Here is a 15,953-nt window from a genome sequence, read left to right on the forward strand (position 1 = left end):
GGAGGGCGGCATGACACCCGAGGATGTGGCCGCCTGGCTGCGGGCCCATCCCGGCTTCCTGGCCGAGCAGCCCGAGCTGTACCGGCTGCTTGCGCCGCCGCGCCGCGTCCATGGCGAGGAGCTGGCCGACCACATGGCGGCGATGCTCTCCGCCGAGCGCGCCGCCAGCCGCGAGATGGCGGACGCGGCGCGCGAGGGGGCGGGCTTCGCCGCCCGCGCCCGCGCCGCCGTGCTGGCGCTGATCCCGAGCGCCGACCCGGCCGAGACGGTGAGCCAGGAATGGCCCGCCCTGCTCGGCCTCGAGCATTGCGCCCTGGCCGATGAGGGGATGCCCGCCGCGCACCGGCTGAGCCTGCCCGCCGGCACCGTGGCGCGGCTGCTGCCCGCCGGGCGCGACGCGCTGGTCCGCCCCGCCCCCACCGACCTTCCCCTGCTGCACGCCGAGGCGGCCGGCCTGGTGCGGTGCGACGCGCTGGCCCGGCTGCCGCTGCCCGGCGCGCCCTGCATGCTGGTGCTGGGCGCGCGCGGCGCCACCGGCCTGCCGGCGCGCGGCGCCGGGCCGGACCTGCTGTTCCTGGCGCGCGCCCTGGCCGCGGCCCTGCTGCGATGAGCGAGAACCCCGTCATGACCGGCTTCGAGGCCCGCCAGCTCTGGCTCGACTGGCTGGCGCGGGAGCGCCGGGCCAGCCGCCACACCCTGATCGCCTATGGCGGCGACCTCTCGGACTTCCTGGACTTCCTCACCCGCCACCATGGCGAGGAACCCACCATGGCCAGCTTCGCCGCGCTGCGGCCGGCCGACCTGCGCGCCTTCCTGGCCGAGCGCGCGACGCGCGACGGCGTGGGCAACGCCACCCGCGCGCGGCAGCTCGCCGCCATACGCGGCTTCCTGCGCTTCCTGGCCCGCCACCACGGCCTGCCGCCGCTGGCGCTGGCCGGGCTGCGCGGCCCGCGCGTGGTGCCCCCCGCGCCCCGCCCGCTGACGCCGGAGCAGGCGATCGACGTCTCCCGCGCCGCCGGCGACGTGGAGAACAGCCCCCTCCTTTCGGCGCGCGACACGGCGCTGTTCACCCTGCTCTATGGCTGCGGCCTGCGCATCTCGGAGGCGCTGGCGCTGGATGTGAAGGACGCGCCGAAGGCCCGGCAGGCGCTCCGCATCACCGGCAAGGGCGAGAAGGAGCGGCTGGTGCCGGTGCTGCCCGCGGTGGCCGAGGCGGTGGCGGCCTATCTGCGGCTGCGCGGCGCCGCCCTGCCGGAGGAACCGCTCTTCCTCGGCGCGCGGGGCGACAGGCTGGACCCGGGCGTGGCGCAGAAGGCGCTGCGGACCTATCGACGGCTCGTCGGCCTGCCGGAGAGCGCCACGCCGCACGCGCTGCGCCACTCCTTCGCCACCCACCTGCTGGGCGCGGGGGGCGACCTGCGCGCCATCCAGGAATTGCTCGGCCATGCCAGCCTCTCCACCACCCAGCGCTACACCAGCGTCGATGCGGTGAAGCTGCTGGAGACCTGGCAGAAGGCGCATCCGCGCAGCGACTAGGCCGCGCCCCTCGCCTCAGCGCCGGCCGAGGCGGCGCATCATCCAGTCCGACCACGCGCCGCAGCGGCTCAGCATGCGGCCCTCCAGCGAGCCCAGCCCGTTCACCTGGGCCGGCCAGCGTGCCTGGCACCAGCCCAGCGCGCGCTGCGACCAGGCATGCTGCTCGCGCAGCACGAAGATGCCGAGCAGCAGGAAGACGGTGCCGTTCATCACCGGCAGGATCAGGCCGATCACGCCGAGCAGCAGCAGCAACCAGCCGGCCAGCTTGCGTTTCCAGGACGGGCGATAGACGAGCATGGCATGGCAGATGGCCCTGCCCCGGCCTCGGCTCAAGAAGCCTGCCTCATGGCTGGCGCATGGCCCCGGCCGTCAGCAGCAGCAGCGCCGCCACCGGCAGGCAGAAGGCGAAGCCCAGCACCAGGAAGCCCGCCGCCCCCGCCACCCCGCCCAGGAAGAAGCCGCCCAGCAATCCGAGCAGCAGGCGCAGCTTGGCGCGGTCCGCCCGCACGAAGGGGCGGCCCTCCAGCATTCCGGCGCGGTTCCAGTAGAGCAGCCTGCCCAGCTCCACGCCGATGTCGGTGACGATGCCGGTGACATGGGTGGTGCGCATCCGCGCGCCGGAGATCTTGGTGATGGTGGCGTTCTGCAGCCCCATCAGGAAGCAGAGCAGCGGCGTCGCCAGCGCCGCGGGCGGCAGCCCGCCCGATCGCTGCGCCACCAGCCAGCCGGCGCCGCCGCCGGCCAGCAGCAGCCCCGCCTCCAGCCGCAGCGGCGCCAGGTAGGGGTTGGGCCGCCCGCGCCGGCGGCCATGGTTGATCAGCATGGCCGAGGCCATGGCGCCGCCCGTGAAGGCCAGCAGCGCGAGCAGCCCCGCCAGCACCACGGGCACGGCGCCGAGCACCAGATGGTCCGCCATGGCCGAGACGATGCCGGACATGTGCGAGGTGTAGGCGCCGGCCAGCAGGAAGCCGCCGGCATTGACCGCCCCCGCCACGGCGGCGAGGCAGAGGCTCAGCCCCGCCTCGCTCAATCCTGCGCGGGCGAGGCCGGCCAGGGGCGGGCGCGGGTGAAGCGAGCCCACCCGCGCCGCGCCGCTCAGATGTGCAGCGGCCGGCCGTCGACGGCCAGGGCGGCTTCCTTCACCGCCTCGTTCAGCGTCGGGTGGGCGTGGCAGGTGCGGGCCACGTCCTCGGCGCTGGCGCCGAACTCCATGGCGATGGCGACCTCGGCGATCAGCGTGCCGGCATCCGGGCCCAGGATGTGGCAGCCCAGCACGCGGTCCGTCTCCTTGTCGGCCAGGATCTTCACGAAGCCGTCCAGGTCGCCCATGGCGCGGGCGCGGCCATTGGCCATGAAGGGGAACTTGCCGACCTTGTAGGCCTGGCCGCGCGCCTTCAGCTCCTCCTCGCTCTCGCCCACGCTGGCGATCTCGGGCCAAGTGTAGACGATGGCGGGGATGACGCCGTAGTTCACGTGGCCGGCCTGGCCCACCAGCATCTCGGCCAGCGCCACGCCCTCATCCTCAGCCTTGTGGGCCAGCATGGCGCCGGCGATGACGTCGCCGATGGCGTAGATGCCGGGGATGTTGGTGGCGAAGTGGCCGTCGGTCTTCACCCGGCCGCGCTCGTCCAGCTCGACGCCGACCTCGGCGAGGCCGAGGCCCTCGGTGTAGGCGCGGCGGCCGATGGCCAGCAGCACCACATCGGCCTTGATCTCCTCGGCCGCGCCGCCGGCGGCGGGCTCCACCGTCAGGGTCACGCCCTCGGCCGACTTGGCGGCGCCGGTCACCTTGGACTTCAGCCTGAACTTCATGCCCTGCTTGGCGAGCACGCGCTCGAACTGCTTGGCCGTCTCGGCATCCATGCCGGGGGCGAGGCGGTCGAGATACTCGATCACCGTCACCTCGGCGCCGAGGCGGCGCCACACGCTGCCCAGCTCCAGCCCGATGACGCCGCCGCCGATGACGACGAGGTGGCCCGGCACCTTCTCCAGCTCCAGCGCGCCGGTGGAGGTGACGACCTGCTTCTCATCGACCTCGACGCCGCGCAGCGGCGCGCTGTCCGAGCCGGTGGCGATGACGATGTTCTTCGTCTCGTAGGTCTGGCCGGCGACCTCCACCTTGCCGGGGGCGACGATCTTCCCGGCCCCCTTCAGCCAGGTGATCTTGTTCTTCTTGAAGAGGAACTCGACGCCCTTGGTGTTGGCGGCCACCACCTCGCCCTTGCGCGCCTGCATGCGCGCCAGATCGAGCTTCACGCCCTCGACGATGATGCCGTGGTCGGCGAATTTGTGCTTGGTCTCCTCGAAGCTCTCCGAGGATTGCAGCAGCGCCTTGGACGGGATGCAGCCGATGTTGAGGCAGGTGCCGCCCAGCGTCTCCCGCTTCTCGACGCAGGCCACCTTCAGCCCGAGCTGCGCGGCGCGGATGGCGCACACATAACCGCCGGGGCCGGCGCCGATCACGATCACGTCGAAGCTGTCGGACATGGGGCAAAAGTCCTGCTTGGCAATGGAATGTGACGGGCAAACTGGCGCGGCCGGCGCCATCGGGCAAGGGGGCAGCGTGCCGGAGCCGGCCCCTGGCGGCGCGATCCTGCCCCTCCCGCCCCGCATGCGCCCTGGCCGCCACAGGGGCGGGCGTGGGGCCGGGCCCGCGCAGGGATGTTGCGCGCCATGCCCCGCCTCTGCCACGCTGCCCGCAATGGGAGGGGGCCAAAACGAAGCCTCCCCCGTGGAGGAATGACGAGAATGCCCACCCGCTCCGACCGGGCGCTGCCGCGCCGCAACGTCCTGGCTCTCGCCGCCGGCGCTGCCGCCGCCGGCGCCCTGGCGCGCCCCGCCCTGGCACAGGGCTTCCCCGCCCGGCAGATCCGCCTGATGGTGCCCTGGCCCCCTGGCGGCTCGGCCGACGCGCAGCTCCGCTCGATGGCCGATCTCGCCACACGCAGCCTGGGCCACCCGGTGGTGATCGAGAACCGCTCCGGCGCGCGCGGGCTGCTGGCCGCCCAGGCGCTGCTGCAGGCGGCGCCCGATGGCTACACCCTGGCCCAGCACCACCTCTCGGTGATCCGCCATCCCTACATGACCAAGGCGAAGTCCTGGGACCCGGTGGAGGATTTCACCCCGGTCATCGGCCTCACCGGCTGGCTGTTCGGCGTGGTGGTGCGGACGGACAGCCCGATCAAGAGCTGGGCCGACTACGTGGCGGCGGTGAAGGCGCGCCCGGGGATGATGACCTATTCCACCAGCGGCATCGGCACCACCAACCACCTCGCCATGGAGGATATCTGCAACCGGCTGGGGATGCAGATGACGCATGTGCCCTTCCGCGGCAGCACGGAAGGGGTGACGGCGCTGCTCGGCGGGCAGATCGACAGCATCGCCGACAGCTCCGCCTGGGTGCCGCAGGTGGAGGCGGGGCAGTTCCGCCTGCTCAGCGTCTGGTCGCCCGAGCGGGCGAAGCGTTTCCCCGATGTGCCGACGCTGCGGGAGCTGGGCATCGACCTCGCCGTGACCTCGCCCTACGGCATCGCCGGGCCGAAGGGCATGGACCCGGGCGTGGTGCGCGTGCTGCACGACGCCTTCAAGGCCGCGCTGATGAGCCCCGAGAACACGGCGATCCGCGAGAAGTGGGATATGCCGCTGAACTACATGGACACCGAGGCCTATCGCGACTTCACGGTGCGCCGCGCGGCCTATGAGAAGGCGATGGTGGCGCGGCTCAACCTCAGCATCGACGGCTGAAACGCGAAGCGGGGGCCGCTGCGCGCGGCCCCCGCCCCTTCATCCCGGGCCCGGAAGGGCCGGGCCTCAGATGTCGAGCATCAGCCGGCGCGGGTCCTCGATGCTCTCCTTCACGCGCACCAGGAAGGACACCGCCTCCTTCCCGTCGACGATGCGGTGGTCGTAGGAGAGCGCCAGGTACATCATCGGGCGGATCTCGATCTTGCCGCCCACCACCATCGGGCGCTCCTGGATCTTGTGCATGCCCAGGATGCCGGACTGCGGCGGATTCAGGATCGGCGTCGACATCAGCGAGCCGTAGATGCCGCCATTGGTGATGGTGAAGCTGCCGCCCGAGAGCTCGTCGAGCTTGAGCTGGCCATCACGCGCCTTGCGGCCGAAGCCGGAGATGCTCTTCTCGATCTCGGCGAAGGACATCTGGTCGGCGTGCTTCAGCACCGGCACGACGAGGCCGGACGGGCCGCCCACCGCGATGCCCATGTGCACGAAGTTCTTGTAGACCAGATCGTCGCCGTCGATCTCGGCGTTGACGGCCGGGAACTCCTTCAGCGCCGAGACGCAGGCCTTCACGAAGAAGGACATGAAGCCGAGCTTGGTGCCCTGCTTCTTCTCGAACACGTCCTTGTACTCGTTCCGCAGCGCCATCACCGCGCCCATGTCCACCTCGTTGAAGGTGGTCAGCATGGCGGCGGTGTTCTGCGCCTCCTTCAGCCGGTTGGCGATGGTCTTGCGCAGGCGGGTCATCTTCACCCGCTCCTCGCCGCCCTCCAGGGCGCGCGGGGCCTTCGGCGCGGCGGGCTTCGCCGCCTCGGGCGCCGGGCGGGCCAGGAAAGCCTGCACGTCGCCCTTGCTGATGCGGCCATCCTTCGCCGTGCCGGTGCCGACCTGCTCGGCCGACACCTTGTTCTCGGCCATCATCTTGGCGGCGGCGGGCAGCGGCGCGTGGCCGACGCCGGGGCGGCCGACCGGGCCGGTCTCGGCGCGCGGCGCCTCGACCTTCGGGCCGGCGGGGGCGGCGGCGGGCGCCGCGGGGGCGCTCGCGGCCTTGTCGGCGGCGGGCTTCGGCGCGGCGGCCTTGCCGTCGCCGGCGCCGATCACGCCGAGCACGGCGCCCGGCTCGACCTCGGCGCCCTCATCGGCGGTGATCGACTCCAGCACGCCGGCGGAGGGCGCGTTGACCTCCACCGTGACCTTGTCGGTCTCCAGCTCCACCAGCGGCTCGTCGGCCGCAACCGCGTCACCGGCCTTCTTCATCCACTTGGCCACCGTCGCGGTGGACACGCTCTCGCCCAGTGTGGGCACCACAATTTCGGTCATTCTGCCGTCGCCTTCTTGCCGGTGCGATGCTCAGGAATGGGTCAGTCGAGGCCCAGCGCTTCGCGCACCAGGGCCTCCTGCTGTTGCTGATGGACCTTGGCCAGGCCGGTGGCCGGGCTCGCCGCCTCGGCGCGGCCCACATAGTCGGGCCGCTTGGCCTTGATATCGAGGTCCTTCAGCACCTTTTCGATGCGCCGGTCGACGAAGGTCCAGGCGCCCATGTTCTCGGGCTCCTCCTGGCACCAGACCACCTCGGCATTCTTGTACTCGGCGAGCGCCTTGGCGAGGCTGACGCGCGGGAAGGGATGGATCTGCTCCACCCGCACGATGGCCACGTCCTGCACGCCCTTGTCGCGGCGCTCCTGCAGCAGGTCGTAATAGACCTTGCCGGTGCAGAGCACGACGCGCTTCACCTGCTCGGCGGGGGCGATGGCGTCCACCTCCGGGATCACGGTGCGGAAGGTGGAGCCGGGCGCGAACTCCGAGAGGCTGCTGATCGCCAGCTTGTGGCGCAGCAGGGACTTCGGCGTCATCACCACCAGCGGCTTGCGGTAGTTGCGCTTCAGCTGCCGGCGCAGGGCGTGGAAGTAGTTGGCCGGCGTGGTGAAGTTGCACACCGCCATGTTGCGCTCGGCGCAGAGCTGCAGGTAGCGCTCGAGGCGGGCGGAGGAGTGCTCCGGCCCCTGCCCCTCATAGCCGTGCGGCAGCAGCATCACGAGGCCGGACATGCGCAGCCACTTGGTCTCGGCGCTGGCGATGAACTGGTCGATGATGACCTGCGCGCCATTGGCGAAGTCGCCGAACTGCGCCTCCCACAGCACCAGGGTCTGCGGGTCGGCCAGGGTGTAGCCGTAGTCGAAGCCCAGCACGCCCATCTCGGAGAGCAGCGAGTTGAAGGCCTCCATCCGCGCCTGTCCGTCGCGGATGTTGTTCAGCGGCATGTACTCCGCCTGGCTCTGCTGGTCGATCAGCACGCAATGGCGGTGGGAGAAGGTGCCGCGCTGCACGTCCTCGCCCGAGAGGCGGACACGGTGGCCCTCCAGCAGCAGGGTGCCGAAGGCCAGCGCCTCGCCGGTCGCCCAGTCGATCCCCTCGCCCGTCTCGATGGCGTTCTTCTTGGCCTCGAGCTGGCGGACGATCTTGGAGTTGGCGTTGAAGCCCTCCGGCACGCGGGAGAGGGCGCCGCCCACCTCGCGCAGCGTGGCGAGGTCGACGGCGGTGCCGTCCTCCTTGTCCTCGTCATCCGAGCCGGCGGCCTTGAGGCCGGCCCAGTGGCCCTCCAGCCAGTCCGCCTTGTTCGGCTTGAAGGTCTGGGCGGCCTGGTAGGCCTCCTCCAGCCGGGCGTAGAAGGCGTCGAGCATCGCCTTGCCGTCCTCGGCCGGCACGGCGCCGGAGGCGGCGAGCGCCTCGGCGTACTTCGTGCGGGTCGTCTTCATCTCCTTGATCCGGCCATACATGGTCGGCTGGGTGAAGGCCGGCTCGTCCGTCTCGTTGTGGCCGTGGCGGCGGTAGCAGACGATGTCCAGCACGATGTCCGCGCCGAACTGCATGCGGTACTCGGCGGCGAGGCGGGCGCAGAACACCACCGCCTCCGGCTGGTCGCCATTGACGTGCAGGATCGGCGCCTGGATCGACTTGGCGACATCCGTGCAATACAGGCCCGAATAGGCGTGCAGCGGCACGGTGGTGAAGCCGATCTGGTTGTTCACCACCACATGCACGGTGCCGCCGGTGCGGTAGCCGATGAGTTGGCTCATCGCCAGCGTCTCATAGACCAGGCCCTGGCCGGCGAAGGCGGCGTCGCCATGCAGCAGGATGCCCATGACGGAGCGGCGGGTGCGGGTGTCGCCCGCCATGTCCTGGCGCGCGCGCACCTTGCCCACCACCACCGGGTCCACCGCCTCGAGATGCGAGGGGTTGGGCTGCAGCGAGAGGTGCACCTGGCGGCCGTTGATCTCGACATCGGTCGAGGTGCCGAGGTGGTACTTCACGTCGCCCGAGCCCTGCACGTCGTCGGGGTGCGCCGGCGTGCCCTTGAACTCGGAGAAGACCTGGGTGAAGGGCTTCTTCACCACGTTGACCAGCGTGTTCAGCCGGCCGCGATGCGGCATGCCGATGGCGATCTCGTTGACGCCCTGCCCCGCCGCGGTCTCGATGATGGCCTGCAGCGCCGGGATGGTGACCTCGCCGCCCTCCAGCCCGAAGCGCTTGGTGCCGACATACTTGCGGGCACAGAAGGCCTCGAAGCCCTCGGCCTCGGTCAGCTGCTGCAGGATGGCGCGGCGGCCGTCATTGTCGAAGGCGCGCGTCCAGGGCGCGCCCTCGATGCGCTGCTGGATCCAGGATTTCTGCTCCGGGTCCTGGATGTGCATGAACTCGACGCCGATCGGCCCGCAATAGGTCGCGCGCAGGATCTGCACGATCTCGCGCAGCGAGGCCGTCTCCTTGCCGAGAACGCGGTCGATGAAGATCGGCCGGTTCATGTCGGCGTCGGTGAAGCCGTAGGTCTTGGGGTCCAGCTCCGGGTGCGGCTTGGCCTGCTGCAGGCCGAGCGGGTCGAGCTGCGCCTCCAGATGGCCGCGCACGCGGTAGGCGCGGATTAGCATCAGGACGCGGATCGAATCCAGCACCTGCTGGCGCGAGGCGGCGGGGTCGGCCGCCACGGCGGGGGCCGGCTTGGCGCCCTTCTTCGGGTCGGCCTTCGGGGCCTCGGGCTCGGGCGCGAAGCCGCCGCGCGGGCGGGGCGACCAGGAAGCGCCGGTGGCGTCGTGCAGAACGGCGCGCGCATCGTCGTTCAGCGCCGCGAACAGCTCCTGGAACGAGGCGTCCACGCTGTCCGGATTCTCCACCCAGCGCGCATACAGGTCGGCGAGGAAGGTGGCGTTCGCCCCCGTCATCGCGCTTGCCAGGATATCGATACCGGCCATCATCTCCTCCTCGCCCGCACCTCGTCGGGCGCGGCGGCATCCGTTCACTACCGGGCGTCACAAAACGCAGCGCCGTCCCCGATATAGGGACGGCGCTGATTAACATAGAGGTTAAAGTCGCGGCATGGCAGCCAGCACTGACAGGCCTGCATGACAGACCCGCCCGGTTGGCCTTGCTCGCCTTGCCACGACGGGTCGGGCATCAGCCGCGCAGCGCCTTCACCATGGTCGAGCCCAGCGCCGCCGGGCTCTCGGCGACATGGATGCCGGCCTCGCGCATGGCGTTCATCTTGGCCTCGGCCGTGTCCTTGCCGCCGGAGATGACGGCGCCGGCATGGCCCATGCGGCGGCCCGGAGGGGCGGTCGCACCGGCGATGAAGCCGACCACGGGCTTGTAGTTCTTGGAGCCCGGCTTGTTCTCGCGCCCCAGGAACTCGGCCGCCTGGATCTCCGACTGGCCGCCGATCTCGCCGATCATGATGATCGACTGGGTCTCGGGGTCGGCCAGGAACATCTCCAGCACCTCGGTGAAGTCGGTGCCCTTCACCGGGTCGCCGCCGATGCCGACGCAGGTGGACTGGCCGAGGCCGGCCGCCGTGGTCTGCGCCACCGCCTCATAGGTCAGCGTGCCCGAGCGGGACACGATGCCGACAGAGCCGCGCTTGTGGATGTGGCCCGGCATGATGCCGATCTTGCAGGCGTCCGGCGTGATCACGCCCGGGCAGTTCGGCCCGATCAGGCGGGACCTGGAGCCGGAGAGGGCGCGCTTCACCTTCACCATGTCCAGCACCGGGATGCCCTCGGTGATGCAGATGATGAGCGGCACCTCGGCGTCGATCGCCTCCAGGATGGAGTCGGCGGCAAACGGCGGCGGCACGTAGATGACGGAGGCGTTGGCGCCGGTGGCCTCCACGCATTCCGCCACGGTGTTGAACACCGGCAGGCCGAGATGCGTCTGGCCGCCCTTGCCCGGGGTCACGCCGCCCACATAGTTCGAGCCGTAGGCAATGCCCTGCTCGGCGTGGAAGGTGCCCTGGCTCCCGGTGAAGCCCTGGGTCATCACCTTGGTGTTCGCGTCGACGAGGATGGCCATCTTACTTGGCTCCCTTCACGGCGGCGACCACCTTCTCGGCGGCGTCGGCCAGGTTGTCGGCCGGGATGATCTTCAGGCCGCTCTCGGCCAGGATCTTCTTGCCGAGCTCCACATTGGTGCCTTCCAGGCGCACCACCAGCGGCACCGAAAGGGTCAGGTTCTTGGCCGCCTGCACCACGCCGGTCGCGATCATGTCGCACTTGGCGATGCCGCCGAAGATGTTGACCAGGATCGCCTTGACGTTGCTGTCGGAGGTGATGATCCGGAACGCCTCGGTCACGCGCTCGGCCGTCGCCGTGCCGCCAACGTCGAGGAAGTTCGCCGGGCTGGAGCCGTAGAGCTTGATGATGTCCATGGTGGACATCGCCAGGCCCGCGCCGTTCACCATGCAGCCGATCTCGCCGTCGAGCGCCACATAGTTCAGGTCGTTCTTGATCGCGTCCAGCTCCTTCGGGTCCATCTCGCTGTCGTCGCGCAGGGACTCGAGGTCCTTGTGGCGGAACAGCGCGTTGTCGTCGAAGGACACCTTGGCGTCCAGCGCCACGATCTCGCCCGCGCCGGTGACGACCAGCGGGTTGATCTCGACGATGGCGCAATCCAGCTCGACGAAGGCTTGGTACATGGCCGTGACGAACTTGGTGAAGGAGGCGACCTGCTTGCCCTCGAGGCCCAGCCCGAAGGCCAGCTTGCGGCAGTGGAAGCCGGAGACGCCCGAGGCCGGGTCGATGACCGCCTTCAGGATCTTCTCGGGGTGGTGCTCGGCCACCTCCTCGATCTCCATGCCGCCCTCGGTGGACGCCATGATGACGATGCGGGAGGTGTCACGGTCCACCAGCAGCGAGAGGTACAGCTCGCGCTTGATGTCGCAGCCATCCTCGACATAGACACGGCTCACCAGCTTGCCGGCCGGGCCGGTCTGCTTGGTGACGAGGGTCTTGCCGATCATCGCCTCGGCCGCCGCGCGGACATCCTCGACCGACTTGACGACGCGGACGCCGCCCTTGCCGTTCGGGTCCTCGGCGAAGCGGCCGGCGCCACGCCCGCCGGCATGGATCTGGCTCTTCACCACATAGACGGGGCCGGGCAGCTTGCTTGCCGCCTCGGCCGCCTCCTCGGCGGTCCAGGCCACATGGCCGTCGAGCACCGCGACGCCGTAGCGGCGCAGCAGCTCTTTGCCCTGATATTCGTGAATATTCATCCGCTCACCCTTTGCTGGGCTGGACGGCCGGGGCGCGGCCGGATGGGGAGCGGCCGGGGCGACCGCCCCGGCCGCGGGAGGCTCAGACGCCGAGCTTCTTGAAGTCCGCGATGAGCTTCTTCACCGCGTCGCAGGATTTGTCGAAGGCGGCCTTCTCGGCGTCGGTGAACTGGACCTCGACGATCTTCTCCACGCCCTTGTCGCCGATGACGACGGGCACGCCGACATAGAAGTCGTTCATGCCGTACTCGCCGTTCAGCAGCACGGCGCAGGGCAGGACGCGCTTCTTGTCCTTCAGGTAGCTTTCCGCCATGGCGATGGCCGAGGCCGCCGGGGCGTAGAAGGCCGAGCCCTTCTCCAGCAGCTTGACGATCTCGCCGCCGCCATTGGCGGTGCGGGTCACGATGGCGTCGATCTTGTCCTGGGTGGTCCAGCCCATCTTCACCAGGTCCGGCACCGGGATGCCGGCGACGGTGGAGTAGCGGGTCAGCGGCACCATGGTGTCGCCATGGCCGCCCAGCACGAAGGCCGTCACGTCCTCGACCGAGACGCCGAACTCCTCGGCCAGGAACAGGCGGAAGCGCGCGGAATCCAGCACGCCGGCCATGCCGACGACCTTCTCAGGCGGCAGGCCGGACTTCTGCTGCAGCACCCACACCATCACGTCGAGCGGGTTGGTGATGCAGATGACGAAGGCGTTCGGGGCATAGGTCTTGATGCCCTCGGCGACCTTGGTGATGACCTCGGCGTTCTTGGTCAGCAGGTCGTCGCGCGTCATGCCCGGCAGGCGGGGGAAGCCGGCGGTGACGATCACCACGTCGGCGCCCTCGATGGCGGCGTAGTCGGCGGCGCCGACCATCTTGCTGTCGAACCCGTCGACCGGGCCGGACTGCATGATGTCCAGCGCCTTGCCGGCGGCCACGCCGGCGAACACGTCGAACAGGACGACATCGCCCAGTTCCTTGAGGCCGATCAGGTGAGCGAGCGTGCCGCCAATATTGCCGGCGCCGACCAGCGCAATCTTCTTACGGGCCATAGGAGGCTCCTTCCCGAGGCGTTCGTCGATGGGCGAGATCAGGGAAATCTTGCAGCGGCTACCTACTCCGCCCCACCCGCATGGGCAAGGCGGGCTGGTGCCGTTTCAGGACAATCGGAACGCCAGGGGCCGGAGGATTGCCGCTCAAAGCGGCATGCAGCGGATCACGTCATCATGGCCGCGGGCCAGGGTGGCCAGGGTGCCCACCGGGCACTCACGCTGCGTGCCGGAGGCCAGCGGCAGGCCGGCCTGCCAGGAGGTGAGGCGCGCGCCGCCGGCCGGCGGGCGGGCGGCTGGCCGCACGGCGGTGCGCTGCGGCTGCATGGCGGGGCGGCGCAGCAGCTGGGTGCCCTTGGCGGCAGCCGGGCGGACCGCGCTGCGCTGCGGCTGCGCGGCCGGCCGGGCTGCCGTGCGGAGGACGCTGCCCGCCTTGGCGGATTTGGCGGAGACGGTGCGCCCCTCGCCGCGATTCGGCGCGGCTTCCGCGCCAGAGATCATGCCGGGGGCGATGGAGGCGGCCAGGAGGCCGAGCAGGCAGAGCGGGATCAGTCGCATGGCAACTCCTTTCCGGTGGCGGCCCCGCTCCTCAGGTGAGGTGCGGCAGGCCCAGATAGTCGTGGCTTTGCATTTCCATCAGGCGCGACGCGGTGCGCTGGAACATCGCCGCGTTCTCGCCCTGCTCGTAGAGCTGGTCCGGCAGGGCGGCGGCCGAGGCCACCAGCTTGCAGCGGTGCTCGTAGAGCGTGTCGATGAGGGTGATGAAGCGGCGGGCCTTGTCGAAATTGTCCGGCCCCAGCCGCGGCACGCCGTCCAGCACCAGCGTGTGGTAGTGGGTGGAGATGGCCAGGTAGTCGGCCGGCCCCAGCGGCTTGCCGCAGAGCGCGTCGAAATCCGCCCGCGCCACGCCGCCCGCCGCCTGCGGGATCTCGACCCGCCGGCCGAGCACCGAGATTACCTCCGGGGCACCGTGCGGCTTGCCGGTCAGCTCCCGGAAGGCGGCATCCAGCGCCCGCTCCGCCCGGCCATCGGCCGGCGCGTGCCAGGTCGGCAGGCCCTGGATGCGGTCACGCCGGTAGTCCTGCGCCGATTGCAGGTGCAGCACCGCCACGTTCCTGTTGATCAGCGCGATGAAGGGCAGGAAGGCGTCCCGCCCGGGGCGGCCCTTGAACAGATCGTCCGGCGCCGTGTTGCTGGTGGCGACGATGACGGTGCCGCGCGCGAACAGCGCCTCGAACAGCCGTCCCAGGATCATCGCGTCGGCGATGTCGTGCACCTGGAACTCGTCGAAGCAGAGCAGCGAGGCCTCGGCGAGGATCTGGTCGGCCAGCGGCGGGATCGGGTCCGCCGCGTCGCCATGCTGCTTCTTCCAGGCATGGATGCGCTGGTGCGACTGCTGCATGAACTGGTGGAAGTGGATGCGCTTCTTCCGTGGCACGTCGGCGCAGAGGAAGAACAGGTCCATCAGCATGGACTTGCCGCGCCCCACCTCGCCCACGAGGTAGAGGCCCTGCGGCGCGTTGCCCGGCGCCTCCTCCACCGGCTTGCGGCGGAAGAAGCGGCTCATGAAGCCGCCGCCCTCGGCCGTGGGCTGCTCCTGCCGCGGCTCGTAGCCGCGGGTGCGGCGCCACAGATCCTGCAACGTCTCGGCGGCGAGCGCCTGGGCGGGGTCGGCGCGGAGCTCCCCCGCCGCCACCTTCGCACGGTAGGCCGGCAGAGGACCTTCAGCGGGGGACGGGGGGCTTGCGGCACCGCCCGGCTTTAAGGGGCCATCCATCGCAATGCGGCATAGCCTGGGTGGCCGAAACCGGCAACCGCACTTTCACAACGTTCCACAACCTACGGAAAGGGTGGGTTTTTTAGATTTCGTGAAGTGATGAAAGCAGCGTCATGTTCCGGCGGCGCATCCCCTGCCTGCATGGCTGCGTTTACAAATCAGGCGAAACAACAGAACGGAGCGACGCCCAATGATCGACAAGTCCACGATCACGGAACAGGCTGAAATCGTCGGCTCCTGTGGCAACCATCTCGGCACCGTCGACCATCTAGAGGGCGACTTCATCAAGCTGACGCGCAACGATTCCACGGATGGTCAGCACAAATACCTGCCGATCTCGGCGGTGGCCTCGACCGAGCCGGGACGGGTGACCACGGTGGTCAATCACAAAGCCGCGCAGTCCCTCCTGCAGGACGCGCCGGAGCCCGGGATCGGGCCGAATTTCCAGGCCCAGTCCTGAGGGCGAATCGGAATCGAAAAGGCCCGGGGGAATTCCTTCCCCCGGGCCTTTGTCTTGTTCCGGACAGTTCCGGTGAAGGGCGTCAGCCCTGGCGCTCGACCATCATCTGCTTGATCTTGCCGATGGCCTGGGCCGGGTTCAGCCCCTTCGGGCAGGTCGCGGCGCAGTTCATGATGGTGTGGCAGCGATACAGGCGGAACGGATCCTCGAGGTCGTCGAGGCGCTCGCCCGTGTGGTCGTCGCGCGAATCCGCGATCCAGCGATAGGCCTGCAGCAGCACGGCCGGGCCGAGATAGCGGTCGCCATTCCACCAGTAGGAGGGGCAGGCCGTGGAGCAGCAGAAGCACAGGATGCACTCCCACAGCCCGTCGAGCTTGGCGCGCTCGTCCTTCGACTGGCGGCGCTCCTCATCCGGCGGCGGCGGCGTGTCGGACTTCAGCCAGGGCTCGATGGAGCGCAGCTGCGCGTAGATATGCGTCAGGTCCGGCACCAGGTCCTTCACCACCGGCATGTGCGGAAGCGGCGTGATGCGCACGTCCTTCTTCACATCCTCGATCGGCTTCAGGCAGGCCAGCGTGTTCATCCCGTCGATGTTCATCGAGCAGGAGCCGCAGATGCCCTCGCGGCAGGAGCGCCGGAAGGTCAGCGTGGTGTCCACCTCGTTCTTGATCTTGATCAGCGCGTCCAGGACCATGGGGCCGCACTTGTCGAGATCGATCTCGTAGGTGTCGTAGCGCGGGTTCTCCCCCGTGTCGGGGTCGAACCGGTAGATCTTGAACGCCTTGACGTTCTTGGCGCCGGCCTCGGCCTTGTAGGTCTTGCCGGTGCCGATGGTGGAATTCTTGGGCAGCGTGAAGGTGGCCATGAG

General features: G+C 70.0%; 15 protein-coding genes. 4 read left to right on the forward strand and 11 right to left on the reverse strand.

Features of this window, described 5'->3' with window-relative positions; genetic code table 11:
- Window positions 1–10 precede the first annotated feature (10 nt).
- Both CR165_RS07285 and CR165_RS07290 read left to right on the forward strand, forming a co-directional pair.
- Complete coding sequence (locus tag CR165_RS07285; protein ID WP_109516296.1) at window positions 11–610, forward strand: hypothetical protein; 600 nt, start codon at window positions 11–13, stop codon at window positions 608–610.
- The gene (locus CR165_RS07290; protein ID WP_245906206.1) at window positions 607–1,536 is read left to right on the forward strand and encodes a tyrosine recombinase XerC; all 930 of its coding nucleotides are present in this window, start codon (window positions 607–609) and stop codon (window positions 1,534–1,536) included. The genes CR165_RS07285 and CR165_RS07290 overlap by 4 nt, the downstream gene beginning before the upstream one ends.
- 15 nt (window positions 1,537–1,551) lie before the next feature.
- On the opposite strand, the gene CR165_RS07295 is transcribed toward CR165_RS07290, so the two are convergent.
- Genes CR165_RS07295 through lpdA form a run of 3 tightly spaced genes read right to left on the reverse strand, consistent with a single transcriptional unit; the run spans window position 1,552 to window position 4,149 of the window.
- Window positions 1,552–1,869 carry a PGPGW domain-containing protein gene (locus tag CR165_RS07295; RefSeq protein ID WP_146201847.1) on the reverse strand — a complete coding sequence of 106 codons (318 nt, stop codon included), beginning with the start codon at window positions 1,867–1,869 and terminating at the stop codon, window positions 1,552–1,554.
- Window positions 1,870–1,879: 10 nt separating this feature from the next.
- A complete protein-coding gene (locus CR165_RS07300; RefSeq protein ID WP_109516299.1) occupies window positions 1,880–2,617 on the reverse strand; it encodes a YoaK family protein in 738 nt (245 codons plus the stop codon).
- A gap of 14 nt (window positions 2,618–2,631) precedes the next feature.
- Entirely contained in the window at window positions 2,632–4,149 is a 1,518-nt protein-coding gene (lpdA, locus tag CR165_RS07305; protein ID WP_408887531.1) for a dihydrolipoyl dehydrogenase, read from the reverse strand.
- A 135-nt stretch (window positions 4,150–4,284) separates the two neighbouring features.
- Between lpdA and CR165_RS07310 the strand changes: the two genes are divergently transcribed.
- Window positions 4,285–5,280, forward strand: coding sequence for a tripartite tricarboxylate transporter substrate binding protein (locus CR165_RS07310; protein ID WP_109516301.1), 996 nt, complete (start codon window positions 4,285–4,287; stop codon window positions 5,278–5,280).
- Between the two features lie 66 nt (window positions 5,281–5,346).
- Here the strand turns inward: CR165_RS07310 and odhB are convergent, their stop codons facing one another.
- The 7 genes from odhB to zapE all read right to left on the reverse strand — a co-directional run bounded on the left by odhB (window position 5,347) and on the right by zapE (window position 14,625).
- On the reverse strand, window positions 5,347–6,597 hold the full coding sequence (odhB, locus tag CR165_RS07315; protein WP_109516302.1) for a 2-oxoglutarate dehydrogenase complex dihydrolipoyllysine-residue succinyltransferase: 1,251 nt from the start codon (window positions 6,595–6,597) through the stop codon (window positions 5,347–5,349).
- A 41-nt stretch (window positions 6,598–6,638) separates the two neighbouring features.
- Window positions 6,639–9,524 carry a 2-oxoglutarate dehydrogenase E1 component gene (locus CR165_RS07320; RefSeq protein ID WP_109516416.1) on the reverse strand — a complete coding sequence of 962 codons (2,886 nt, stop codon included), beginning with the start codon at window positions 9,522–9,524 and terminating at the stop codon, window positions 6,639–6,641.
- Window positions 9,525–9,726: 202 nt separating this feature from the next.
- On the reverse strand, window positions 9,727–10,617 hold the full coding sequence (gene sucD / locus CR165_RS07325) for a succinate--CoA ligase subunit alpha (RefSeq protein ID WP_109516303.1): 891 nt from the start codon (window positions 10,615–10,617) through the stop codon (window positions 9,727–9,729).
- Between the two features lies 1 nt (window position 10,618).
- The gene (gene sucC / locus CR165_RS07330; protein WP_109516304.1) at window positions 10,619–11,815 is read right to left on the reverse strand and encodes an ADP-forming succinate--CoA ligase subunit beta; all 1,197 of its coding nucleotides are present in this window, start codon (window positions 11,813–11,815) and stop codon (window positions 10,619–10,621) included.
- An 82-nt stretch (window positions 11,816–11,897) separates the two neighbouring features.
- A complete protein-coding gene (gene mdh, locus CR165_RS07335) occupies window positions 11,898–12,851 on the reverse strand; it encodes a malate dehydrogenase (protein ID WP_109516305.1) in 954 nt (317 codons plus the stop codon).
- A gap of 144 nt (window positions 12,852–12,995) precedes the next feature.
- On the reverse strand, window positions 12,996–13,406 hold the full coding sequence (locus CR165_RS07340; protein WP_109516306.1) for a hypothetical protein: 411 nt from the start codon (window positions 13,404–13,406) through the stop codon (window positions 12,996–12,998).
- Window positions 13,407–13,437: 31 nt separating this feature from the next.
- Window positions 13,438–14,625: a cell division protein ZapE gene (gene zapE, locus CR165_RS07345; protein WP_109516307.1), complete on the reverse strand. Its 1,188-nt coding sequence runs from the start codon at window positions 14,623–14,625 to the stop codon at window positions 13,438–13,440.
- A 190-nt stretch (window positions 14,626–14,815) separates the two neighbouring features.
- Between zapE and CR165_RS07350 the strand changes: the two genes are divergently transcribed.
- Window positions 14,816–15,085 (forward strand): DUF2171 domain-containing protein, encoded by a 270-nt coding sequence (locus CR165_RS07350; RefSeq protein ID WP_109516308.1) that lies wholly within the window; start codon window positions 14,816–14,818, stop codon window positions 15,083–15,085.
- An 82-nt stretch (window positions 15,086–15,167) separates the two neighbouring features.
- Here CR165_RS07350 and CR165_RS07355 read toward each other — a convergent pair whose 3' ends face one another.
- A complete protein-coding gene (locus CR165_RS07355; protein ID WP_109516309.1) occupies window positions 15,168–15,950 on the reverse strand; it encodes a succinate dehydrogenase iron-sulfur subunit in 783 nt (260 codons plus the stop codon).
- Window positions 15,951–15,953: the final 3 nt, after the last annotated feature.

The sequence above is a fragment of the Teichococcus aestuarii genome, assembly GCF_003116135.1.
GTDB lineage: Bacteria > Pseudomonadota > Alphaproteobacteria > Acetobacterales > Acetobacteraceae > Pseudoroseomonas > Pseudoroseomonas aestuarii.

Bases quoted from the DNA above. Each gene is read 5' to 3' on its own strand.
- sucD (WP_109516303.1), bottom strand. From the start codon at position 10,617: ATGGCCATCCTCGTCGACGCGAACACCAAGGTGATGACCCAGGGCTTC.
- CR165_RS07350 (WP_109516308.1), top strand. From the start codon at position 14,816: ATGATCGACAAGTCCACGATCACGGAACAGGCTGAAATCGTCGGCTCC.
- mdh (WP_109516305.1), bottom strand. From the start codon at position 12,851: ATGGCCCGTAAGAAGATTGCGCTGGTCGGCGCCGGCAATATTGGCGGC.
- CR165_RS07285 (WP_109516296.1), top strand. From the start codon at position 11: ATGACACCCGAGGATGTGGCCGCCTGGCTGCGGGCCCATCCCGGCTTC.
- CR165_RS07340 (WP_109516306.1), bottom strand. From the start codon at position 13,406: ATGCGACTGATCCCGCTCTGCCTGCTCGGCCTCCTGGCCGCCTCCATC.
- CR165_RS07355 (WP_109516309.1), bottom strand. From the start codon at position 15,950: ATGGCCACCTTCACGCTGCCCAAGAATTCCACCATCGGCACCGGCAAG.
- sucC (WP_109516304.1), bottom strand. From the start codon at position 11,815: ATGAATATTCACGAATATCAGGGCAAAGAGCTGCTGCGCCGCTACGGC.
- lpdA (WP_408887531.1), bottom strand. From the start codon at position 4,149: ATGCGGGGCGGGAGGGGCAGGATCGCGCCGCCAGGGGCCGGCTCCGGC.
- zapE (WP_109516307.1), bottom strand. From the start codon at position 14,625: ATGGATGGCCCCTTAAAGCCGGGCGGTGCCGCAAGCCCCCCGTCCCCC.
- CR165_RS07310 (WP_109516301.1), top strand. From the start codon at position 4,285: ATGCCCACCCGCTCCGACCGGGCGCTGCCGCGCCGCAACGTCCTGGCT.
- CR165_RS07320 (WP_109516416.1), bottom strand. From the start codon at position 9,524: ATGGCCGGTATCGATATCCTGGCAAGCGCGATGACGGGGGCGAACGCC.
- CR165_RS07290 (WP_245906206.1), top strand. From the start codon at position 607: ATGAGCGAGAACCCCGTCATGACCGGCTTCGAGGCCCGCCAGCTCTGG.
- odhB (WP_109516302.1), bottom strand. From the start codon at position 6,597: ATGACCGAAATTGTGGTGCCCACACTGGGCGAGAGCGTGTCCACCGCG.